Origin of the sequence: Luteimonas deserti (genome assembly GCF_013425765.1) — a bacterium.
GTDB lineage: Bacteria > Pseudomonadota > Gammaproteobacteria > Xanthomonadales > Xanthomonadaceae > Luteimonas > Luteimonas deserti.
On record NZ_JACCJZ010000017.1, the window covers coordinates 60,310 to 82,613 of the forward strand.

Consider the following 22,304-nt stretch of genomic DNA (forward strand, 5'->3'; position numbering starts at 1 on the left):
TCGGCCAGCATGCCGCTACACGTGACCCGGGACGTGAACCCCGAGTTAAGTGAGTGGCTCATGGCCTCGTGACCCCATGTGACCGACAATCGGCCCACAAGTTTCCCGGAGACCGTCTTGAACACCACCGAAAACGGCGCGACGCCGCCCGAAATCACCGTCTACACCAGCGCGATCTGCGGCTATTGCGTCGCGGCCAAGCAGTTTCTCAAGACGCAGGGGCTGGAATGGACCGAGGTGCGTATCGATCTCGATCCCGACGCGCGTCAGCGCATGGTCGAACAGACCCGGCGCACCAGCGTCCCCCAGATCTTCGTCGGCCAGACCCATGTCGGCGGTTACGACGACATGATGGCGCTGCATCGAAAGGGCGGGTTCCTGCCTCTGTTGGAGGGCGCTGCACGTGAGTGACGCACCCGGAGTGGACGCGCAGGGTGAAGGTGACCGGATCGCCGAGTTCACCGAGTTCCGCAAGCGCATGAACGAGCGCATTCTCGGCGAGCCCAACCAGGTGGTGCGCCGGTTCTTCGCCCTCGACACCCAGACCTATCAGCCAGGCGCGCTCGACGTGAAGACCAAGGAGCTGCTGGGCCTCGTGGCGTCGATGGTGCTGCGTTGCGACGACTGCATCAGCTATCACGTCGCCCAGTGCAAGGACGCCGGTGTGACGCGCGAGGAGTTCTTCGAGACGTTTTCCGTGGGCCTGGTGGTGGGCGGCAGTATCGTGATCCCGCACCTGCGCCGGGCAGTGGATTTCCTGGACAAGCTGGAGCAGGGCACCACCGGGGCACCGGAAACGCATTCGCACGCATGACGTGGTGCCACCTTGGTCGACTTGGGGCGGGTGCGCGGCCTCGGGCATAATGGGCGGGTTTTCCTCTCACCCGATGCCGCGCGCCCGCGCGGCGTCCCAAGCGCACGGAACGTCCCCCACATGACCCAGACCATCACGATCATCCGCGGCGACGGCATCGGCCCGGAGATCATGGACGCCACGCTGCACGTGCTCGACGCGATGCAGCTCGGCCTGCAGTACGAAGACGCCGATGCGGGCCCGATGGCCCTCGAGAAGCACGGCGAGTTGCTGCCCGCGGCCACCATGGATTCGATCCGCCGCAACAAGATCGCGCTCAAGAGCCCGCTGACCACGCCGGTCGGCGGCGGCTTCAGTTCGATCAACGTCGAGCTGCGGCGCCAGTTCGACCTCTACGCCAACGTGCGCCCGGCGACCTCGTTCCCGAACACGCGCTCGCGCTTCGACAGCGGCGTCAACCTGATCACGATCCGCGAGAACACCGAAGGCTCGTACATCAGCGAAGGCCAGGAAGTGTCGGCCGACGGCGAGACCGCCGTGTCGGTCACCCGCATCACCCGCAAGGGCTCGGACCGCATCGTGCGCTACGCGTTCGAGCTGGCGCGCAGGACCGGCCGCAAGAAGGTCACGATCGTCCACAAGGCCAACATCCTCAAGAGCACCTCGGGCCTGTTCCTGAAGGTTGCGCGCGAGGTGGCGGCCGAGTATCCGGAGATCGAGGCCAACGAGATGATCGTCGACAACACCTGCATGCAGCTGGTGATGCGTCCCGAGCAGTTCGACATCATCGTGACCACGAACCTCTTCGGCGACATCATCTCCGACCTGTGCGCCGGCCTCGTCGGCGGCCTGGGACTGGCCCCGGGCGCCAATATCGGCACCGATGCGGCGATCTTCGAGGCCGTGCACGGCTCGGCGCCGGACATCGCCGGCAAGGGCGTGGCCAATCCTTGCGCGCTGCTGCTCGCCGCCGCACAGATGCTCGACCACCTGGCGATGCCCGACCAGGCCCAGCGTCTGCGCTCGGCCATCGTGGCGACGCTCGAAGGCAGGGACGGCGTCACGCCGGACCTCGGCGGCACCGGGACCACGATGGGGTTCGCCAAGGCCATCGCTGCGCACCTCTGAGCAACGCGGCACGGCGACGCATACGACGGGACGCTTCGGCGTCCCGTTTTTCATGCGCAAGTGTCCCGGGCGTTCGCATGACCCGCCTGCGCCGCGCCGTCACAATGCCGCTCCGCCCCCTGGCCCTTCGCCGATGACTGCCCGTTCCGGCGCGATCGCGCTGCTTCCGTTGCTCGTATTCCTGGCCCTGTTCTTCGGCGCGGGACTCTATTTCACGGCCCAGGGCGAGCCGATGGGGTTCTACCAGGTGCGCGCGCCGGTCGCGATCCTGCCCGCCCTTGCGCTCGCGGCGTGGATCGCGCACCGGCGGGGTCTGGCAGCGGGCGACCTGCTGCTACGCGGCATGGGCGAGCCCAACATCGTGCTGATGTGCCTGATCTTCCTGCTCGCCGGCGCATTCGCTTATGTCTCGAGCGCGATCGGCGCGGTGGATGCGGTGGTGGCGACCGGCTTGTCCCTGATTCCTGCGCCCTTGCTCCTGCCGGGGCTTTTCGTGTTGTCGGGCCTGATCGCACTGGCCATCGGCACGTCGATGGGCACGGTCGCCGCGGTCGTCCCGATCGCACTGGGCGTTGCCGATGCGTCGGGTCTGGACCGCGTACTGGTGGTGGGCACGGTGCTCGGCGGTGCGATGTTCGGCGACAACCTTTCGGTGATCTCGGACACCACCATCGCCGCCACCCGCACCCAGGGCGCGCAGATGCGCGACAAGTTCCGCGAGAACATCTGGATCGCCCTGCCGGCGGCGATTGGAACCGTGGCCGTGCTGGGCGTGCTCGGTGGCGCGGCTTCGATCGACATGGCCCCCGTCGGCTCACCCTGGCTGATGCTGCCCTACATCGTGGTGCTGGTGCTGGCCGTCGCCGGGGTCGACGTGCTGGTGGTGCTTGCCCTGGGAATCCTGCTGGCCGGTGGCTTCGGCATGGCGTTCGCCGACGACTACGGGGTGATATCGCTCGCCGCTGACATCTGGTCCGGCTTCGAAGGCATGACCGAGATCCTGCTGCTGTCGCTGCTGATCGGAGGTCTCGCCGCGCTCACCAAAGCCTGCGGCGGGCTGGACTGGCTTGCCGGGATCGTCGCCCGGTTCGCCCGCGGCCACCGCGGACGCCGCACCGGCGAGTTCAGCATCGCCGCACTGTCTGCGACATCCGACGTATTCACCGCCAACAACACCGTGGCGATCCTGGTCAGCGGCAGCGTCGCGCGTGACATCGCCGTCCGCCACGGCATCAGTCCGCGCCGCGCTGCCAGCCTGCTCGATATCTTCGCCTGCGTGATGCAGGGCCTGTTGCCGTATGGCGCGCAGATCCTGCTGGCGAGTTCGCTGGCAGCGGTGTCGCCGCTCGCACTCGCCGGGGGGGTCTATTACTGCTGGCTGCTGGCCCTGGTTGCGGTGGTGGCCATCGCGTGGCCGCGCCCGGAGCGGACCGTCCCGGGCGACGCCCCGGACTGAGCAGATCCAGAGGCACAACGAGCGACCGTTCCACGGCTGATGCAACCGCTGGGGCTCGAGGTCCGTCAGCTTGCAGCGCCCCGAGCGTTCCCTCGCCGATCGACGGGATCGCCGCCCGGGGTGGCCCCACGACACAGGCCACCATCACGAGTCACCTTCCGTCACCAGTCTCGACGCAGGCAGGGCCGGGCCGGTGATCAATCGGCCGGGCAAGGACGGCCTCTTGCCACATCGATCGACGGCCGGCCCGGTCACGCAGATCCCGACACCCGGTGTGCACCGGCCCGTCGCCCTGGTCTACAGTCCACATGGCGGCCGCGCTGCAGAGAGACTCGCGTCTGCGTCCAGGCACCCCGACCCGTCGCACAGGAGGATGACATGAGGAATGGATGGAGATTGGGCGTCGTCGCCCTCGCGTTGGCAGCAGGCGGCGCCCAGGCGCAGGTGTACAAATGTGTCCGTGCGAATGGTGCGACCGAGTACGCACAGACGCCATGCGGAGAGAATGCGCGGGAGGTCGAGGTGCGCTCGCCTCCGACGACGAGCGCGGAAGACGGTTCCAGCCGGAACCGGCAGGCGATCGCGCAATCCACCGCGTTGTCATCCGCCGGTATCGCCGAGCGCAACTGCGTGCAACGCGCCGAGGCGGATATTCTCGGCCCATCGAACCGGCGGGCGGCGGCGTATCAGCAACAGATCAACGCGCTCAACGCGCAGCTCGCCCGCGCCGACAATGACCTGGCCGGGGCCACGTCCCAGTCCGGGATCCGCAGTCAGATCGCTGGGATACAGCAGGCGATGGCAACCGACCGCTCCAGCGCGAACGCACAGGTCGTCGTGGCGCGTCAGGAGTGCGCAACGGCACGCCGCACGCGCGAGGACGAAATCCGACGCCAGACGGAGAGCGCCGCGAGCCTCTGAATGCGCCGGCGCGACTCGAAACGGCGCCGTCGGTGACATGCCCGCATCGAGGTGAGGCGGTGCCGCGGTGCTCTCCCGGTCTCCGGCAGGGCAGGGCAGAGCGGGCGGCGTCGCGCCCGCAGCGGCCCGCACGCGCGGTGCGGAACCAAGCTTTCATCCACGTCCACTCGATCGGCGTCCGGGCTTGCTCGAGGTCGTTTTGAGCGCTGCTGAAGGTACGGGCGCCGGCCGGTACGAGCGATCACCACGCAGGACCCGCGGGCATTGCGCATCCGCCACCCGCGAACGTCGACCCGGATGGCGCGCCCGACAGGAATCGAACCTGTAACCCCCGGCTTAGAAGGCCGGTGCTCTATCCGGTTGAGCTACGGGCGCAACAGGGGCGCAGGCTCGAGATGGTCGGGGTAGAGGGATTCGAACCCCCGACATCCTGCTCCCAAAGCAGGCGCGCTACCAGACTGCGCTATACCCCGCCGGAACGAGCGGCGACGCGCGGCGCGAGGGCCGGGCGAGGCGGCATTGTCGGAACCCGCCGCAGGCCTGTCAAACGCACGGCGTGGGCGGTCTGTCCCGTGTATCCTGAAGGCCTCGTTTTCCACGGACAGACAGGGGCCATTTTCATGCGCAGCGGCAATCCCACCCTCAAGGAATCCACCTTCCTCGATCTCGCCAGCGGCAGCGTCGTCTCCCGCGACGGCGAGGCGATGACGCTCAACGGCACCGTCAACAAGACCGGCTTCCTGTTGCTGCTGACCGTGCTGACCGCGGCATTCGCCTGGTCCCAGGTCGAGTTCGGCACGGATGGCCGGCCGCAGCCGGGCTTCGGCATGTACATGTGGGGTGGTGCCATCGGCGGCTTCGTGCTGGCCCTGGTCACGGTGTTCAAGAAGGAGTGGTCGCCGGTGACGGCGCCGCTCTATGCGTTGGTGGAAGGTTTCTTCCTCGGTGCCATCTCGGCCATGTACAACTTCATCTACGAAGGCATCGTGCTGCAGGCGGTCATGTTGACCTTCGGCACGCTGTTCGCGCTGCTGTTCGCATATCGCAGCGGTCTGATCAAGGCAACGGAGAACTTCAAGCTCGGCGTGGTCGCAGCGACCGGCGGTATCGCGCTGGTCTACCTCGCCACCATCGCCCTCGGCTTCTTCGGGATCTCGATTCCGCTGATCCACGAGTCGGGCCTGATCGGAATCGGCTTCAGCCTGTTCGTGATCGTGATCGCGGCGCTGAACCTGGTACTGGACTTCGATTTCATCGAGACGGGCGTCGAGCAGGGCGCTCCGAAGTACATGGAGTGGTACGGCGCATTCGGGCTCATGGTCACCCTGGTGTGGCTGTATCTCGAGTTCCTGCGTCTGCTGGCGAAGCTCCAGTCGCGCGACTGAGTATTGCGGTCCAGTGGTCTGCAACGGGCGCCCTTCGGCGCCCGTTTGCATTGGAGGGAAGGGGTGAGTCGCGCAGTGCTCCCGGGTCACCGGAACCCGTCGCTTTGCCGGTCGTGCGACACCGTCAGCGTGGGGATTGCGAACCGCGTCGTGCGTGCTTCCGCCCGGCCGCGTGCATCGCCTGCACGCGGGTTGCACGGTCCCGGCCCTAGGCTTGCATCTCGTCGATCCGAACCCTCCCCATGCGCCTGCTGACCGGCTGCGAGCTCTGCATCGAAACCGATGTGTCCAGTCCGGTCCTGGCCATGCTGCGCCCGCGCGCAGGCGGCGCCCGATGGCAGGTGAATGATCGCGATGGCTTCGACGACACCCACGCGTTCTCGGAGCATAGGGACGGATTCGGCAACCTGTGCCAGCGCTTCACCGTGCCGCGAGGATTGACCCGGCTGCGCGTCGAGAGTCTGGCCGACGCCGCGCCTGACCTGCCGGTCGCGCCAATGGCGCCTGCCAACGACCCCGCGGCCCTGCCCGCCGAGACCCTGCAGTTCCTGCTCCCCAGTCGTTACTGCCCCTCGGATCGGGCGGCGATGTGGACGCGTGCGCAGGAGGTGGTGGGCGATGCGCCGGCCGGCTACGCCCAGGCCGAAGCGATCCGCGCGTGGATCCAGACCCACCTGGCCTACCGCTACGGCACCAGCGACGCCAGCACCGATGCCCAGCAGACGCTGGAGCATGGCGCCGGTGTATGTCGCGATTTCGCGCATGTGGGCATCACCCTGTGCCGTGCGCTCGATATTCCCGCACGCATGGTTGTCGGCTGGTTGCACGACCTCAAGCCGATGGACATGCACGCCTGGTTCGAGGCCTATCTAGGCGACCGCTGGTACGCCTTCGACGCCACCCAGGCGCAGCCGAGGGGCGGGCGTGTGGTGATCGCGCACGGGCGGGACGCAGCGGATGTCGCGTTCCTCACCACCTACCGGCCACTGCGCACGTTTTCCATCCGGGTGTGGACGCAGGTCGACGACGCTGCCCTCCGGGACTGAAGGTCACACATGCGATTGTTCAAATGCTCGCAGTGCGAGCAGGTCCTGTATTTCGAGAACACCGGTTGCCTGCGTTGCGGCAGCCGGTTGGGATTCTTCGCCGACACGCTGACGCTGGAAGCGCTGGAGCCCGATACCGACGTCGGCGCCTGGCGTTCGGCGGAGCGGCCTGGTGGTCATGTGCGCTTCTGCGCCAATGCCGAGCATTCGGCCTGCAACTGGGTGCTCCCGGCGGAAGAACGCGAGCAGTACTGCCGCGCCTGTCGCCACAACCGCACCATTCCCGATCTCGGGATTCCGGAGCGGCTGGAGGGTTGGCGCCGCGTCGAAGCGGCCAAGCGGCGCCTGTTCTATTCGCTTCTGCGCCTGCGACTGCCGACACCGTCCCCGAACAGCGGCGATCCGCAACCGCTGTCGTTCGACTTCCTGGCCGAGACCCGGCGCGGCCCCAAGGTGCTGACGGGCCATGACAACGGCCACATCACGATCGCGCTGAGCGAAGCGGACGATCTCGCCCGCGAGCGCCTGCGCATCCAGCTCGGCGAGCCCTATCGCACCCTGCTCGGGCATTTCCGCCACGAGATCGGCCACTACTACTGGGACCGTCTCGTGCGGGACGCCGGCGAGGACGAACTCGCGCGGTGCCGCGCGCTCTTCGGCGACGACCGCCTCGATTACGGCGAAGCGCTCAAGCGCCATTACGCGCAAGGCGCGCCGGACGACTGGCAGGCCAGCCACGTCAGCAGTTACGCGACGATGCACGCGTGGGAGGACTGGGCCGAGACCTGGGCCCACTACCTGCACATGGTGGACACGCTCGAAATGGCCTCGGCCTTCGGCATCCGGATCGCGCCCGACATCGCCGACGACAGCTCGATGGATGCCCAGATCGCGTTCGACCCGATCCATGTCTCGCGTATACAGCGTCTCGTCGATGCCTGGCTGCCGCTGACCTATGCATTGAACAGCCTCAACCGGGCCATGGGGCAGCCGGACGTGTATCCCTTCGTGATCCCGCCGGCGGTGATCGCCAAGATGGATTACATCCATGCGCTGATCCGGCGGCAGGGGCTGCGTTGAGCCCGGCGGCCCAAGCTGATCCGCGCGATCTTTCCGGGTCTCGTGTCGGCGGGGGAGGGTTGCTGCCAATTGCCGCCCACGCGCGTTACACTGCCGGCCCGCCGCGGCGATCGTCGCGCGGGGCATTCCGTTCCGGCGCGAATCGGATAGAATGCGCGGCTGCCGCGGGCCCCAGGCCCGAGGGCGGATCAAGCTTTATGGTGGCTGTAGCTCAGTTGGTTAGAGTACTGGATTGTGATTCCAGTGGTCGGGGGTTCGAGTCCCCTCAGCCACCCCATGTTCCCGGGCGGGCACCGCGAGGTGTTGCCCAAGCGCGCAGAGTTGCGTAAACTGCGCGCCCGCTTCATCGGGCCGTTAGCTCAGTTGGTAGAGCAGTTGACTCTTAATCAATAGGTCCAAGGTTCGAATCCTTGACGGCCCACCAGTTGCACGAAGACGCCCGGCACTGCCGGGCGTTCTTCGTTCCGGCTTGGGCGTCGGTGCACGGATCGACTACGATGCGCCCGCCGGCAATGCGGTCGGCACGTTGCGAAAGTGGCGGAATTGGTAGACGCCCTGGTTTTAGGTACCAGTGCCGCAAGGCGTGCGGGTTCGAGTCCCGCCTTTCGCACCACTCGGACACGCCCTCGCGCCCGGCCCGTTCCGTGCTGCCATGAACTGCAGGTCCTCGATCCTGCGGAACAGGGTTAGACCTGCGGTGCGTACGGCATTCGAAGACCGGTGTGGCCGTGCGCCGGGCGGCTCTGACGGGCACGCGGCCCCGCGATCCAGCGCGGTGGCGTCGTCCGTAGAGGCCGTCCTGCTCGGCGCGTGACGCGACCGCGCCTGGGCGCCTGTCTCGGATCGCCGGGCGATCGAGATGCGCCGGCCGCCTCTTCGGGTCTCCCCGCCGCCGCGGCGGTGGCGGGAAGACCGCGAATCCGCCAAACTATCCCGTTCCGTCGCCCCGGGCGCCTACAGGTGCGCTGTCGGCACGGGGTCACCTTCCCAAACAAGTCAGACGTCGTGCGGCGGAAGTCGCAAGCGCAGGAGTGGATATGCAAGTTTCGGTCGAATCGCTGGGCAACCTGGAACGCAAGATGACGTTCCGTGTGCCATCCGAACGCCTCGAGACCCAGGTCGGCGGCCGCCTGCGCGAGATCGCGCGGACCACCCGGCTCAAGGGCTTCCGTCCGGGCAAGGTGCCGGCGAAGGTCGTCGAGCAGCGCTTCGGTGAGCAGGTGCGCGCGGAAGTCCTCGACGGGCTGCTGCGCGAGGGATTCGACCAGGCGATCCGCGAGAACGCGCTGCGCTTGGCCGGCGCGCCCCAGATCACGCCGGAAGGCGAGGCGGGTGAGGGCGAGCTCGCATTCACCGCGACCTTCGAGGTGGTGCCGGACTTCGGCGACATCGAGCTCGAGAAGCTCGAGGTCGTGCGTCACACCGCCGAAGTGGCCGAGGACGACATCGACCGCATGATCGAGAACCTGCGCCTGCAGCGTCGCAGCTGGAGCGCGGTGACGCGAGGCGCGCAGACCGGCGATGCCGTGGACGTGGAAACCTGGTCGCAGATCGGCGACGAGCGCCTGCCGGCCGAAGGTGCCGAGCGCGGTGTCACGGTACTGGGCTCCGGCGCGATGTACCCGCAGATCGAGGAGGCCCTGGTGGGCCTGGCGAAGGGCGACGAGAAAGTCGTCGAGGTCACCTTCCCGGACGACTGGCGTGTGCCGCAGCTGGCCGGCAAGCAGGCCAGCGTCCACGTCAAGATCGAACAGGTCTCCGAGCAGCAGCTTCCGGATGTGGACGGGGCGTTCATCCGCAGCTTCGGCGTCAAGAGCGGCGAGCTGGACCAGTTCCGCACCGAGATCCGCAGCAACCTCGAGCGCGAGCTCAAGGGAGCGCTGATGAACCGTCTGCGGCGCGAGGTCGGCGAGCAGCTGGTCGCGGCGTTCGCGCACATCGAGCTGCCGCCGAAACTGGTGGAAGCCGAGGCCCGTTCGCTGTTGCGCCAGACCGTCGAGCAGGCCCGCCGCAACGGCCAGAATCCGAACGTGGCCGACGATGCGTACATCGGTTTCATAGAGCCCGCGCGCAAGCGCGTGCTGGTCGGTCTGCTGGTCGGCGAGGTGGCGCGTCGCCACGATCTGAAGCTCGATCCCAAGCGCGTGAACGAAACCATGCGGCTGATCGCCTCGACCTACGAGGAGCCGCAGCAGGTCATTGAGATGTACCGCAACGACCCCCAGCTGATGTCGGGTCTGCAGAATCGTGTGATGGAGGAGCAGGTGATCGACTGGATCGCCGAGCGCGCCAAGCACACCGAGCAGGCGCTCAGCTTCCAGGACGCGATCGGCTCCCAGGCCTGAGCGACGGCGTCTCACCGTGCGGTCCGTCCGGGCCGCGCGTTCCACCGACGGGAAATGTGATGAGCATCGAAACGAAAGCCCTCAACCTGGTGCCGATGGTGGTCGAGCAGACCAGCCGCGGCGAGCGCGCGTACGACATCTATTCGCGCCTGTTGAAGGAGCGCGTGATCTTTCTCGTCGGCGGCATCGACGACCACATGGCGAACGTGATCGTCGCCCAGTTGCTGTTCCTCGAGGCGGAAAACCCCGAGAAGGACATTAACCTGTACATCAACTCGCCGGGCGGCATCGTCACCGCGGGTATGGCGATCTACGACACCATGCAGTTCATCAAGCCCGACGTCAGCACGATCTGCATCGGCCAGGCGGCCAGTATGGGCGCGCTGCTGCTGTCGTCGGGCGCGGCCGGCAAGCGTTACGCGCTGCCGAACTCACGCGTGATGATCCATCAGCCGCTGGGTGGCTTCCAGGGCCAGGCGACCGACATCGACATCCATGCGCGCGAGATCCTGTCGATGAAGCAGCGATTGAACGAGATCATGGCGCAGCACACTGGCCAGCCCTACGAGACGATCGCGCGTGACACCGAGCGCGACAACTTCAAGAGCGCCAAGGCCGCATGCGAGTACGGTCTTGTCGATCAGGTGCTTGAGCGTCGGCCGGACGACTCCATCACCCCGAACTGACTCGGCAAGTCGTTGATCGTTCAGGCATTCGTGTGCCGGTTCGCGTTCTCTGGACGCGCCGGACGCTGTGCTATTCTCGAAACGTAACCGCAACACAGATTTGGCGAAGGCATGAGCGAAGACCGTCAGGGTCGTTCCGGCGACAGCAACAAGATCCTCTACTGCTCGTTCTGCGGGAAGAGCCAGCATGAGGTGCGCAAGCTGATTGCGGGCCCGAGCGTGTTCATCTGCGATGAGTGCGTCGAGCTGTGCAACGACATCATCCGCGAGGAGCTCGAGGAGAAAGCGCAGTCCGCGCGCAGTTCCCTTCCCAAGCCGCGCGAGATCCTCGAGGTGCTCGACCAGTATGTGATCGGGCAACGCCGGGCGAAGAAGACCCTCGCCGTGGCGGTGTACAACCATTACAAGCGCATCGAGAGCCGCAGCAAGAACGACGAGGTCGAACTCGCCAAGTCGAACATCCTGCTGATCGGACCGACTGGCTCGGGCAAGACCCTGCTGGCCGAAACGCTGGCGCGTCTGCTCAACGTACCGTTCACGATGGCGGATGCCACGACGCTGACCGAAGCCGGCTATGTGGGCGAGGACGTCGAGAACATCATCCAGAAGCTGCTGCAGAAGTGCGACTACGACGCCGAGAAGGCGCAGCAGGGCATCGTCTACATCGACGAGATCGACAAGATCTCGCGCAAGAGCGAGAACCCGTCGATCACGCGCGACGTGTCGGGCGAAGGCGTGCAGCAGGCGCTGCTCAAGCTGATCGAAGGCACCGTCGCCAGCGTCCCGCCGCAGGGCGGACGCAAGCACCCGCAGCAGGAGTTCCTGCAGGTCGATACCAAGAACATCCTGTTCATCGTCGGCGGCGCGTTCGCGGGTCTCGACAAGGTGATCCAGGCGCGCAGCACCGATGCCAGCGGCATCGGCTTCGGCGCCAAGCTCAAGAGTTCCGAGCGCAAGGCGGAGGTCGGCAAGGTGCTGGCCGACGTGGAACCTGAGGACCTGATCAAGTTCGGCCTGATCCCCGAGTTCGTCGGCCGCCTGCCGGTCGTGGCGACCCTCGAGGAGCTCGACGAAACCGCATTGATCCAGATCCTCACCGAGCCCAAGAACGCGATCAGCAAGCAGTTCAAGAAGCTGTTCGAGATGGAGGGCGTGGAGCTGGAGTTCCGCCAGGATGCGTTGGCCGCCATCGCCAAGAAGGCGATCAAGCGCAAGACCGGCGCACGTGGCCTCCGCACGATCGTCGAATCGGTGCTGCTCGATACGATGTACGACCTCCCGTCGCTGGAGAATGTCAGCAAGGTGGTGGTGGACGAGTCGGTCATCGAACACAAGTCCGAGCCCTACCTGATCTACGAAACGCCGGCCACCGAACAGAAGATGGCCTCGGGCGACTGAGCGTCCGGTGGAACGAAACGTTCCGTCGACGCGGGTCACGGGCCGCTGGGCCGCCCGGATCCTTCAACCACGCGCCGCGCTCCTCCGGGGTCGCGGCGCGCCTGTTTCCGGCATCACGCGCCGCCGCTTGCAACCCGGGCGCGGGCGCCCCATAAACGGAGCCAGTGCGGCCATGCCGCCACCGGACGGCGCCGCTGTCCGGACGTGAATCCGAGGACAGACGAGATGAGCCCACGCACCGCCCCCGAGACCTACGACCTGCCGGTCCTGCCGCTGCGTGACGTGGTGGTTTTCCCGCATATGGTGATCCCGCTGTTCGTGGGACGCGACAAGTCGATCCGCGCGCTCGACATTGCGATGGAGGCCGACAAGCGCATCCTGCTGGTAGCGCAGAAGTCGGCCGAGACGGATGATCCCGGTGCCGGGGACCTGTACCAGGTCGGTACGCTGGCCACGGTGCTGCAGTTGCTGAAGCTGCCGGACGGCACGATCAAGGTGCTCGTCGAAGGCACCGAGCGCGTGACCCTGCGCGACGTGCGCGAGGGAGACGGTGCACTCGTCGGCAGCGGTGTCGCGATCGCGCCGGTCGAGGGGCGTGAGCCGCGCGAGGTCGAGGCCATCGCGCGCTCGCTGATGAGCCTGTTCGAGCAATACGTGAAGACCAATCGCAAGCTGCCGCCGGAGCTGCTGCAGACGCTCGCCGGCATCGACGAGCCCGGGCGCCTGGCCGACACCATCGCGGCCCATCTCGCGGTGCGCCTGGCCGACAAGCAGCGTCTGCTGGAGTCGCTCGACACGGCCGACCGTCTCGAGCTGCTCGTGGGCTTCGTCGACGGCGAGATCGACGTGCAGCAGATGGAGAAGCGCATCCGCGGGCGCGTGAAGTCGCAGATGGAGAAGTCGCAGCGCGAGTATTACCTCAACGAGCAGATGAAGGCGATCCAGAAGGAGCTGGGCGAGATCGACGACGCGCCGAGCGATATCGACGAGCTCGCGCGCAAGATCGCCGAAGCGGGTATGCCCAAGCCTGTCGAGACCAAGGCCAAGGCCGAGTTCAACAAGCTCAAGCAGATGCCGCCGATGTCCGCGGAGGCCTCGGTCGTGCGCAACTACCTCGACTGGCTGCTGGGCGTGCCGTGGAAGAAGCGCAGCAAGGTGCGCAAGGACCTCAAGGCCGCGCAGGATGTGCTGGACGCGGATCACTACGGCCTGGAGAAGGTCAAGGACCGGATTCTCGAATACCTCGCGGTGCAGACGCGCGTGAAGCAGATGAAGGGCGCGATCCTGTGCCTCGTCGGGCCGCCCGGCGTGGGCAAGACCTCGCTCGGCCAGTCGATCGCCAAGGCGACCAACCGCAAGTTCACGCGCATGGCGCTCGGCGGCGTGCGCGACGAGGCCGAGATCCGCGGCCATCGCCGTACCTACGTCGGCTCGATGCCGGGCCGCATCGTGCAGAGCATGAACAAGGTCGGCACCAAGAACCCGCTGTTCCTGCTCGACGAAATCGACAAGATGTCGATGGATTTCCGCGGCGATCCGGCATCGGCGCTGCTCGAAGTGCTCGATCCCGAGCAGAACCACACCTTCAACGACCACTATCTCGAAGTCGATCTCGACCTCTCGGAGGTGATGTTCGTCGCGACCTCGAACTCGTTGAATATCCCCGGTCCGCTGCTCGACCGCATGGAAGTAATCCGCATCCCGGGCTACACCGAGGACGAGAAGCTCAACATCGCCACGCGCTACCTGCTGCCCAAGCAGCTCAAGGCCAACGGGCTCAAGCCGCAGGAGCTGGCGATCGCCGAGGACGCGATCCGCGACATCGTGCGCTATTACACGCGCGAGTCGGGCGTGCGCAATCTCGAGCGCGAGATCGCCAAGGTCTGCCGCAAGGTGGTCAAGGAGATCGCGCTGGCCGGCCCGGCGACCGGGAAAGGGGCGGCGAAGGGCATCAGGACCGTCAAGGTCACCGGCAAGAATCTCGACAAGTATCTCGGCGTGCAGCGCTACGACTTCGGGCGCGCGGAGCAGGACAACGAAGTGGGCCTGGTGACCGGACTGGCGTGGACGGAAGTCGGCGGCGACCTGTTGCAGATCGAGGCCACGCAGGTGCCGGGCAAGGGGCAGCTGATCCTCACCGGTCAGCTCGGCGACGTGATGAAGGAGTCGGCATCGGCGGCGATGTCGGTGGTGCGCGCGCGCGCCGAGCGGCTCGGTGTGGAGCTGGAGGTCATGCAGAAGCACGACATCCATGTGCACGTACCCGATGGCGCGACGCCGAAGGACGGCCCCAGTGCGGGCATTGCAATGGCGACGACCCTCGTCTCCCTGCTGACGAAGATCCCGGTGCGCGCGGACGTGGCGATGACCGGCGAGATCACCCTGCGTGGTCGGGTCACCGCGATCGGGGGCCTGAAGGAAAAACTGCTGGCCGCGCTGCGCGGGGGAATCCGTACGGTGATCATCCCCGAGGAGAACCGCAAGGATCTGGCCGACATCCCCAAGAACGTCACCGAGGGCATGAAGATCGTGCCGGTGAAGTACATCGACGAGGTCCTGGATCTCGCGCTGGAACGTCCACTGCCACCGCCACCGGGGCAGAAGGTCGATGCCAAGAAGGCCCGTACCAAGGTCGTGCCGAAGTCCAAGCCCAGTGATGGCCGGCGCGTGCGGGTGAAGCACTGAGCATCGCATCCGGCGGGATGTGATCAACGGTCGTCGCTGCGTTGCAGCGACGACCGGTTGCCGTGCGGGTGCCGTCGTGTTGCGGCGCCTGGCGGGTTCAGCCGAGGCGGGAGCGGGGACGCAGCAGCACCAGCACCGCGCCGGTGCTGCCCTGGGCGGCCGGCGCACTGTGGAATGCCAGCACGTCGCTGCGTTGGCGCAGCAGCCGGTCCACGAGATTCTTGAGGATCGGCGCGCCGGAGGCGGAGTTGAGTCCTTTGCCGTGGACGATGCGCACGCAGCCGAGCCCGGCATCGGCGGCATCGCGCAGGAACAGCCGGAGCAGGGCGGTGGCCTGCTCCGCATCGCTGTGGTGCAGGTCCAGTTCTTCCTGCGCCGAGTACTCGCCGCGGCCGAGGCGGCGCAGGACACGCGCCGGTACTTCGTCGCGCCGGTACTGCATCGTGTCGCCGGCTTCGAGCAAGGGGCCGTCGAGCAGTTGACGGAATGCGCTGCGCGCCTCTGCGTCGTCGCGTTCGGCCATGCGCGTGCTGGGGCGGGGCGGGGACGGCCGGGGCGGCTCCGGCGTCGGTGGCAATGCCCGCACGGGGCCGATCGCGGCACGGAACAGCGCGCCGTCGTCGTCGTCGTCCGCCCCGGTTTCAGGTGTGCGCGTCATCGCTGCAGCGTAACGCGATCGTGTCCGGGCCGGGAGCGCGCGCCCATCCGGTATCATGTCGGCCTTGTCGAGTGGCACGGGGCCTGCAGAACGATTCATGCGCGTACTGGTCAGCAACGACGACGGCGTCGACGCCCCCGGCATCCGGATTCTCGCGCAGGGCCTGCGCGACGCCGGCCACGAAGTGCTGGTCGTGGCCCCGGATCGCGACCGCTCGGGCGCGAGCAATTCGCTCACGCTGGACATGCCGTTGCGCGTGGTCCAGCTCGACGACACCACCTGGCGCGTGCACGGCACGCCGACCGACAGCGTGCATGTCGCGATCACCGGCCTGCTCGAGCTCGAGCCGGACATCGTGGTCTCGGGCATCAACAACACCGCCAACCTCGGTGACGACGTGATCTATTCGGGCACCGTCGCCGCTGCGATGGAAGGGCGCTTCCTCGGCCTGCCCGCCGTGGCGATGTCGCTGGTCACGCAGCATCACGAGGGACGGCATTACGAAACCGCCGCACGTGCCGCGGTGGAGATCGTGGCGCGCCTCAGGGCCGATCCGCTTCCCGCCGACACGATCCTCAACGTCAACGTCCCCGACGTGCCGTGGGCGGCGCTCGAGGGCTTCGAGGTCACCCGTCTCGGCAACAGGCATCGCGCCGAAGCCTGCACGCCGCTCGAGGATCCGCGCGGGCGGATGTTCTGGTGGATCGGCGCGGCCGGTCCCGAGCAGGACGCCGGGCCGGGAACGGATTTCCATGCGGTACGCACGCGGCACATCTCGATCACGCCGATCCATGTCGACCTCACCCGCTACCAGGCGCTCGAGCACGTGGCCAACTGGGTCGGCGGCCTGGAGGCCGGGCTCAAGGCGACGCAGGCGTGATGGCGCGTCTGCGCCTGCAGCCCGAGGCCATCGGCGTGGGCATGACGTCCCAGCGGGTGCGCGACCGGCTCATCGACCGGCTGCGTGACGGCGCGCATCCCGGCGGCGGCATCTCCGACGAGCGCGTGCTCAACGCGATCCGCACCGTGCCGCGGCATCTGTTCGTCGACGAGGCCTTCGCGACCCGCGCCTACGAGGACACCGCGCTGCCGATCGGACATGGGCAGACGATCTCGCAGCCCTGGGTGGTCGCCCGGATGACCGAGGCGCTGCTGATGGACGGGATGCCCGGCAAGGTCCTCGAGATCGGCACCGGCTCCGGCTACCAGGCCACCATCCTGGCCGCGCTCGGCATCGAGGTGCACACCGTCGAGCGCATCGGTGAACTGCTGCGTACTGCACGCAAGCGGTTTCGTTCGCTCGGCCTCAACGTGCGCAGCAGGCACGACGACGGCCGCATCGGCTGGCCGGAGAACGGCCCCTTCGACGGGATCATCGTCACCGCGGCCGGCCCGGCACTGGTGGATGCCCTGACCGAGCAGCTCGCCGTGGGCGGCATCCTCGTCGCGCCGGTGGGCGCGCAGGGAGCCCAGCAACGCCTGCTGGTGCTCAGGCACGAGCCGGATGGCCGCGTGGTCCAGCAGGATATCGCCGCGGTGAGCTTCGTTCCCCTGCTGTCCGGATACATCGACTGATGCGATTGTTCGCGCGTCTCTACGACACCACGCTCGCGTGGGCACGTCACCGCCATGCCCCGCGCTATCTCACCGCGATGAGCGCGGCCGAATCGGTGATCTTTCCGATCCCGCCCGACGTGATGCTGGCGCCGATGGCGCTGGCCCGTCCTGCCGCCTGGTGGCGCTATGCGCTGCTGTGCACGCTGGGGTCGGTGGCGGGCGGGCTGCTGGGCTACGCGCTCGGCCATTTCGCGCTGGACGCCGCCTGGCCCTGCATCGTGCGCATGGGGTGGCAGCCTGCGTTCGAACGCATCCAGGGCCTGTTTCTCGAACACGGCATGCTGTTCGTGTTCCTCGCCGGCTTCACGCCGATTCCCTACAAGGTGTTCACCATCGCGTCGGGTTCGCTCGGGGTCGGGCTGCTACCGTTCCTCGTCGGTTCGCTCCTGGGACGCGGCATGCGGTTCTTCCTCGTGGCGGGTCTGATGGCCTGGGGCGGCGCGAAGTTCGAGCCCCTGCTCAAGCGTTATATCGAATGGGTGGGCTGGTTGATGGTCGCTCTAGTGGTCGTGGGACTGGTCTGGATGGAGTTGCGCGGATGAGGATGCTCGTGGTGCTGGTGTCGATCCTGTTGCTGGCCGCCTGCGGCAGCAGCCGGGTGATCCGGGAGGGCGGCACGTCCGCCGCGCCCACCTCGACGCCGAAGCCGGGCCAGACCGCCACCGTCCAGCGCGGCGACACGCTGTATCGCATCGCGACCAGTCACGGGATCAGCGCACTCGATCTGGCGATGTGGAACAGCATCCCGGCGCCTTACACCATCTATCCGGGACAACGCCTGCGTTTGTATCCGGGCGGCACCGCATCGGCGCCGCCGCGGCGTCCACCGGCCACGGCAGCCGGCGGCGCGCCTGCGCAGCGTCCGCCGGTGACGCCGACCCGGGCGCCGCCCCAGCCACCCGCACCCGCGCCCGCGCGCAGTCCGTTCCGCTGGCAATGGCCCACGGACGGACAGGTGATCGCGCGCTACGTCGCCAACGATCCGACCCGGCAGGGGCTCGACATCGCCGGCACGGGCGGCCAGGCGGTGCGCGCCGCGGCCGATGGCGTCGTGGTCTACTCGGGTTCGGGACTGGTTGGTTACGGCGAGCTGATCATCGTCAAGCACGACGAGCAGTGGCTGTCGGCCTACGGTCACAACCGCACGCGTCGAGTCAACGAGGGCGAGCGCGTCAGCGCCGGGCAGCAGATCGCCGAGATGGGGCGCACCGGCGCCGCACGCGACATGCTGCATTTCGAGATCCGCTACAACGGCAAGCCGGTCGATCCGCTGTCGTATCTGCCGGCCCGCTGACCGGCGGCGACCTGCGCGATCGGGTCGCGGCCCTGCTGCCGTGCGGAGCGCACGTGCGCCCAAGGCCGGTCGCGCCGGCGGCGGGCGCGACGCGGGGGCACGGGCCCGGTGCGCAGCATCAGGCGCCATGCCCGGGCCGGGCAAGCCCGATGCCCCGGCCTGGATGTGACGCCGGACGCGGCCTGGCAGCGTGCCTTTCGCCGTGCCGCGGTGCACCGAGGTCGCGGCTATGGAGGGCGGGGCCCGGGGGGAAGGCGCACACGTCGATCGCTGGTCGATCACGGGAAGACACCCCGGGGCGGCGTCGGCCGCACATCCCGTTCGCACGAGCGGCGGATCAGCAGTAGGCGCGGGTCGGGCGCGTCAGCCGGCGTCGGCGTCGTCCGGCGCGGCCAGCACAAACCCCGCCACGACGCGGCGGCCTTCCCCTGCCAGCACGTTGAAGGTGCGCGCCGCGGCCGCATTGGTCATGGCTTCGAGGCCGATGCCACGCGACAGGCACAGGGCCATGGTCGATGCCGGCGGAAAGCCCTGACCCGCGCCCGTGCCGATCAGCACCACGTCCGGTTCCAGGGCAAGCAGGGGCGCGAGCGCGTCGGCATCGAGGCTGCGCACGTCGATTGCAGGCCAGTCTTCGATGAGGGTGCGGGGGGCGACGATGAAACTGCGCGTCATCCGGCGGTCGTTGACCAGTGCCTGCCGGCCGTCCGCGCCGCGAAGGACGTAATCGAATTCGGGGTGTTCGAGATTCAGCTGCATGATCGGTGCTGGGGCGGCGTGGCCTGGGTCAGGCCCGCGGCAGCACGATCTGGCGGCGGTCGGTGCTCTGCCGGTACAGGATCGCGACGTGGCCGATGCGCTGCACAAGGGCGGCGCCGGTGCGCTCGGCGAGCTGGTCGATCATCGCGTCCCGGGCCTCACGATCGGTCCCGCCGACTTTCACCTTGATCAGTTCGTGGTGCTCCAGCGCGGCATCCAGCTCGGCGACCAGCGCATCGGTCACGCCCTTGCCGCCGACCTGCAGCTGGGCCTTGATGCCGTGGGCCTGGCCGCGCAGAAAACGGGTCTGGGCAGCGGTCAGGACGTTACTCATGGATGAACCGATCGGGAAAATGGAAGCGGCAGGCAGGATATCATGGCCGCCGCACCCGCTTTCCCGCGATGTCCCGACCGCGATGGCCACCCGCAGCAAGAGCAGCCAGCGCTGGCTGAAGGAACATTTCTCCGATCCCTACGTCAAGAAGGCGCAGGCGGAAGGACTGCGCTCGCGCGCCGCGTACAAGCTCGAGGAGCTGGTCGAACGCGACCGCCTCCTCAAGCCGGGCATGATCGTGGTGGACCTGGGCGCGGCACCTGGCGGATGGTCGCAGTGGGTGCGCCAGGCACTGGGTGACAGCGGCCGTGTGATCGCGCTGGATATCCTGGACATGCCGTCACTGGCCGGTGTGGAGTTCATTCACGGGGATTTCCGCGAGGATGCGGTTCTCTCGACGCTGGAAGCCGCGCTGGACGGGCAGCAGGTCGACCTTGTGTTGTCCGATATGGCCCCCAACAAAAGCGGTATCGACGCGGTGGACCAGCCCCGGGCTATGCATCTCGCCGAGCTGGCGATGGATTTCGCCGACCACCACCTGCGTACCGGCGGCACGTTCCTGATCAAACTGTTCCAAGGCACCGAGTTCGACGACTACGTGCGGCAGTTGCGGCGCCGCTACACGAAGCTGGCGATCCGCAAGCCTGCAGCGTCCCGGCAGCGGTCGCCGGAGGTGTACGCCCTCGCGCAGGGCAAGCTGGCCACGATGAAGTAGCATGGCCCCGTTCCGCAAAACTCTTCACGAGAACTCCGAAACATGAACGATCTGGTCAAGAATCTGCTGCTCTGGGTCGTGGTCGCCGTCGTACTGATGGTGATCTTCCAGAGCTTCAGCCCCCGAACCGGCGCCGGCGCGGGCGGGCAGGAGGTCCAGTATTCGCAGTTCATGGAACAGGTGCGCCGTGACCAGATCGCGTCGGTGAAGATCGGCGAGGACGAACGCACGATCACGTTCCAGACCAAAGGTGGGCAGTCGGGCACGGTCATCGCCCCGCGCCGCGACACGCGACTGATCGATGACCTGATGAACCACGGCGTCGCGATGGAGCAGGCGCCGCCGTCGAGCGGAATTTCGCTGGGCATGATCCTGCTCAACCTGTTGCCGGTCGCGCTGATCATCGGCTTCTGGTTCTTCATGATGCGGCAGATGCAGCAGGGCGGCGGCAAGGGCGCGATGTCCTTCGGCAAGTCCCGCGCGAAGCTGCTCAACGAGGAGCAGACCAAGATCACCTTCGCCGATGTCGCCGGGTGCGACGAGGCCAAGGAAGAAGTGTCGGAGCTCGTGGAATTCCTGCGCGACCCGTCGCGCTTCCAGAAGCTCGGCGGCAAGATCCCCCGCGGCGTGCTGATGGTCGGTCCGCCCGGCACCGGCAAGACGCTGCTCGCCAAGGCGATTGCCGGCGAGGCGAAGGTGCCGTTCTTCTCGATCTCCGGTTCGGACTTCGTCGAGATGTTCGTCGGTGTCGGCGCGAGCCGCGTGCGCGACATGTTCGAGCAGGCCAAGAAGCAGGCGCCGTGCATCATCTTCATCGACGAGATCGACGCCGTCGGCCGTCATCGCGGCGCCGGTCTCGGCGGCGGACATGACGAGCGCGAGCAGACCCTCAACCAGTTGCTCGTCGAGATGGACGGCTTCGAGGGCGGCGAGGGCGTGATCGTGGTCGCCGCGACCAACCGTCCCGACGTGCTCGACCCCGCGCTGCTGCGCCCGGGCCGCTTCGACCGTCAGGTGGTGGTGGGCCTGCCCGATGTGAAGGGTCGTGAGCAGATCCTGCGCGTGCACATGCGCAAGGTGCCGCTGGACGAGGACGTGCAGCCTCTGGTGGTCGCCCGCGGGACGCCCGGCTTCTCCGGCGCGGACCTGGCCAACCTGGTCAACGAGGCGGCGCTGTTCGCCGCGCGCGAGAACGCGAAGGAGGTCCGCATGGACCACTTCGACCGCGCGCGCGACAAGATCCTGATGGGCGCCGAACGCCGGTCGATGGCGATGAGCGAAGACGAGAAGAAGCTCACCGCGTACCACGAGGCCGGTCACGCGATCGTCGGTCGCCTGGTGCCGGAGCACGATCCGGTCTACAAGGTCACGATCATCCCGCGTGGCCGTGCGCTCGGCGTCACGATGTACCTGCCCGAGGGCGACAAGTACTCGATGAACCGCGTGGCCATCGAATCGCAGCTGTGCTCGCTCTACGGCGGACGCGTGGCCGAAGAGCTGATCTTCGGTGAGGACAAGGTCACCACCGGTGCGTCGAACGACATCGAGCGCGCGACCAAGATGGCCCGCAACATGGTCACCAAGTGGGGGCTGTCCGATGTCATGGGCCCCATCGCCTATGGCGAGGAGGACGACGAGGTCTTCCTCGGTCGCTCGGTCACCCAGCACAAGAGCGTGTCCGACGACACCGCCCGCAAGATCGATGAAGTGGTGCGCACGATCCTCGACAAGGCCTACAACCGGACCACCGAGATCCTCACCGCCAACCTCGACAAGCTGCACGCGATGTCCGAGCTGCTGCTCGAGTACGAGACCATCGACGTGCCGCAGATCGACGCGATCATGGAAGGCCGCACGCCGCCGCCGCCGATGGGCTGGGCCAAGGCGGGCAGCCCGGGCAAGGGCGGGGGTGGCGATACCGGCGGCGACCGCCCGCTGCAGCCGCCGATCGGTGGCCCGGCGGAGCAGGCCTGAGCCAGGTAC

General features: G+C 67.4%; 21 protein-coding genes and 5 tRNA genes. 21 read left to right on the forward strand and 5 right to left on the reverse strand.

The window, feature by feature from the left end:
* Window positions 1-117 precede the first annotated feature (117 nt).
* The 5 genes from grxC (at window position 118) to H0E82_RS09545 (ending at window position 4,319) form a co-directional block, all read left to right on the forward strand.
* On the forward strand, window positions 118-411 hold the full coding sequence (grxC, locus tag H0E82_RS09525; protein ID WP_219338495.1) for a glutaredoxin 3: 294 nt from the start codon (window positions 118-120) through the stop codon (window positions 409-411).
* Between the two features lie 10 nt (window positions 412-421).
* Window positions 422-814 carry a carboxymuconolactone decarboxylase family protein gene (locus H0E82_RS09530; RefSeq protein ID WP_180545561.1) on the forward strand — a complete coding sequence of 131 codons (393 nt, stop codon included), beginning with the start codon at window positions 422-424 and terminating at the stop codon, window positions 812-814.
* A 120-nt stretch (window positions 815-934) separates the two neighbouring features.
* Window positions 935-1,942 carry an isocitrate dehydrogenase gene (locus H0E82_RS09535; protein WP_180545233.1) on the forward strand — a complete coding sequence of 336 codons (1,008 nt, stop codon included), beginning with the start codon at window positions 935-937 and terminating at the stop codon, window positions 1,940-1,942.
* A gap of 133 nt (window positions 1,943-2,075) precedes the next feature.
* Entirely contained in the window at window positions 2,076-3,398 is a 1,323-nt protein-coding gene (locus tag H0E82_RS09540; RefSeq protein ID WP_180545234.1) for a Na+/H+ antiporter NhaC family protein, read from the forward strand.
* 396 nt (window positions 3,399-3,794) lie between these two features.
* A complete protein-coding gene (locus H0E82_RS09545) occupies window positions 3,795-4,319 on the forward strand; it encodes a DUF4124 domain-containing protein (protein WP_180545235.1) in 525 nt (174 codons plus the stop codon).
* Between the two features lie 298 nt (window positions 4,320-4,617).
* Here the strand turns inward: H0E82_RS09545 and H0E82_RS09550 are convergent.
* Window positions 4,618-4,694, reverse strand: a tRNA-Arg gene (locus tag H0E82_RS09550).
* Between the two features lie 21 nt (window positions 4,695-4,715).
* Window positions 4,716-4,792: transfer RNA gene (locus H0E82_RS09555), tRNA-Pro, on the reverse strand.
* A gap of 147 nt (window positions 4,793-4,939) precedes the next feature.
* Here H0E82_RS09555 and H0E82_RS09560 point away from each other — a divergent pair.
* The 10 genes from H0E82_RS09560 (at window position 4,940) to lon (ending at window position 14,944) form a co-directional block, all read left to right on the forward strand.
* A complete protein-coding gene (locus H0E82_RS09560; protein ID WP_180545236.1) occupies window positions 4,940-5,704 on the forward strand; it encodes a Bax inhibitor-1/YccA family protein in 765 nt (254 codons plus the stop codon).
* 242 nt (window positions 5,705-5,946) lie between these two features.
* Window positions 5,947-6,750 (forward strand): transglutaminase domain-containing protein, encoded by an 804-nt coding sequence (locus H0E82_RS09565; RefSeq protein WP_180545237.1) that lies wholly within the window; start codon window positions 5,947-5,949, stop codon window positions 6,748-6,750.
* Window positions 6,751-6,759: 9 nt separating this feature from the next.
* Window positions 6,760-7,830: a zinc-binding metallopeptidase family protein gene (locus H0E82_RS09570; RefSeq protein WP_180545238.1), complete on the forward strand. Its 1,071-nt coding sequence runs from the start codon at window positions 6,760-6,762 to the stop codon at window positions 7,828-7,830.
* A 200-nt stretch (window positions 7,831-8,030) separates the two neighbouring features.
* A tRNA-His gene (locus H0E82_RS09575) sits at window positions 8,031-8,107 on the forward strand.
* Between the two features lie 71 nt (window positions 8,108-8,178).
* Window positions 8,179-8,254 (forward strand) — tRNA-Lys (locus H0E82_RS09580).
* 104 nt (window positions 8,255-8,358) lie between these two features.
* Window positions 8,359-8,443: transfer RNA gene (locus H0E82_RS09585), tRNA-Leu, on the forward strand.
* A 424-nt stretch (window positions 8,444-8,867) separates the two neighbouring features.
* Entirely contained in the window at window positions 8,868-10,175 is a 1,308-nt protein-coding gene (gene tig, locus H0E82_RS09590; RefSeq protein WP_180545239.1) for a trigger factor, read from the forward strand.
* Window positions 10,176-10,234: 59 nt separating this feature from the next.
* Window positions 10,235-10,861, forward strand: a complete 627-nt coding sequence (clpP, locus tag H0E82_RS09595) for an ATP-dependent Clp endopeptidase proteolytic subunit ClpP (protein ID WP_180545240.1) — start codon at window positions 10,235-10,237, stop codon at window positions 10,859-10,861.
* Window positions 10,862-10,972: 111 nt separating this feature from the next.
* A complete protein-coding gene (clpX, locus tag H0E82_RS09600) occupies window positions 10,973-12,259 on the forward strand; it encodes an ATP-dependent Clp protease ATP-binding subunit ClpX (protein WP_180545241.1) in 1,287 nt (428 codons plus the stop codon).
* Window positions 12,260-12,484: 225 nt separating this feature from the next.
* On the forward strand, window positions 12,485-14,944 hold the full coding sequence (gene lon / locus H0E82_RS09605; protein WP_180545242.1) for an endopeptidase La: 2,460 nt from the start codon (window positions 12,485-12,487) through the stop codon (window positions 14,942-14,944).
* Between the two features lie 97 nt (window positions 14,945-15,041).
* On the opposite strand, the gene H0E82_RS09610 is transcribed toward lon, so the two are convergent.
* Window positions 15,042-15,602 carry a Smr/MutS family protein gene (locus tag H0E82_RS09610; protein WP_180545243.1) on the reverse strand — a complete coding sequence of 187 codons (561 nt, stop codon included), beginning with the start codon at window positions 15,600-15,602 and terminating at the stop codon, window positions 15,042-15,044.
* Between the two features lie 97 nt (window positions 15,603-15,699).
* Here H0E82_RS09610 and surE point away from each other — a divergent pair, with 97 nt between their 5' ends.
* The 4 genes from surE to H0E82_RS09630 are packed head-to-tail and all read left to right on the forward strand — an operon-like array spanning window position 15,700 to window position 18,513.
* Window positions 15,700-16,482 (forward strand): 5'/3'-nucleotidase SurE, encoded by a 783-nt coding sequence (surE, locus tag H0E82_RS09615; RefSeq protein WP_180545244.1) that lies wholly within the window; start codon window positions 15,700-15,702, stop codon window positions 16,480-16,482.
* Entirely contained in the window at window positions 16,479-17,177 is a 699-nt protein-coding gene (locus tag H0E82_RS09620) for a protein-L-isoaspartate(D-aspartate) O-methyltransferase (RefSeq protein WP_180545245.1), read from the forward strand. The genes surE and H0E82_RS09620 overlap by 4 nt, the downstream gene beginning before the upstream one ends.
* The gene (locus H0E82_RS09625) at window positions 17,177-17,761 is read left to right on the forward strand and encodes a YqaA family protein (protein WP_180545246.1); all 585 of its coding nucleotides are present in this window, start codon (window positions 17,177-17,179) and stop codon (window positions 17,759-17,761) included. Before H0E82_RS09620 ends, H0E82_RS09625 begins: the two co-directional genes overlap by 1 nt.
* Window positions 17,758-18,513, forward strand: a complete 756-nt coding sequence (locus H0E82_RS09630) for a peptidoglycan DD-metalloendopeptidase family protein (protein WP_180545247.1) — start codon at window positions 17,758-17,760, stop codon at window positions 18,511-18,513. The genes H0E82_RS09625 and H0E82_RS09630 overlap by 4 nt, the downstream gene beginning before the upstream one ends.
* Before the next feature lie 363 nt (window positions 18,514-18,876).
* Here H0E82_RS09630 and H0E82_RS09635 read toward each other — a convergent pair whose 3' ends face one another.
* Both H0E82_RS09635 and yhbY read right to left on the reverse strand, forming a co-directional pair.
* The gene (locus H0E82_RS09635) at window positions 18,877-19,272 is read right to left on the reverse strand and encodes an Mth938-like domain-containing protein (protein ID WP_180545248.1); all 396 of its coding nucleotides are present in this window, start codon (window positions 19,270-19,272) and stop codon (window positions 18,877-18,879) included.
* A gap of 28 nt (window positions 19,273-19,300) precedes the next feature.
* Window positions 19,301-19,606, reverse strand: coding sequence for a ribosome assembly RNA-binding protein YhbY (yhbY, locus tag H0E82_RS09640; RefSeq protein ID WP_180545249.1), 306 nt, complete (start codon window positions 19,604-19,606; stop codon window positions 19,301-19,303).
* Between the two features lie 82 nt (window positions 19,607-19,688).
* On the opposite strand from yhbY, the gene rlmE reads away from it, so the two are divergent.
* Window positions 19,689-20,321 carry a 23S rRNA (uridine(2552)-2'-O)-methyltransferase RlmE gene (gene rlmE, locus H0E82_RS09645; RefSeq protein WP_180545562.1) on the forward strand — a complete coding sequence of 211 codons (633 nt, stop codon included), beginning with the start codon at window positions 19,689-19,691 and terminating at the stop codon, window positions 20,319-20,321.
* Window positions 20,322-20,363: 42 nt separating this feature from the next.
* Window positions 20,364-22,295, forward strand: a complete 1,932-nt coding sequence (gene ftsH / locus H0E82_RS09650; RefSeq protein ID WP_180545250.1) for an ATP-dependent zinc metalloprotease FtsH — start codon at window positions 20,364-20,366, stop codon at window positions 22,293-22,295.
* Window positions 22,296-22,304 lie beyond the last annotated feature (9 nt).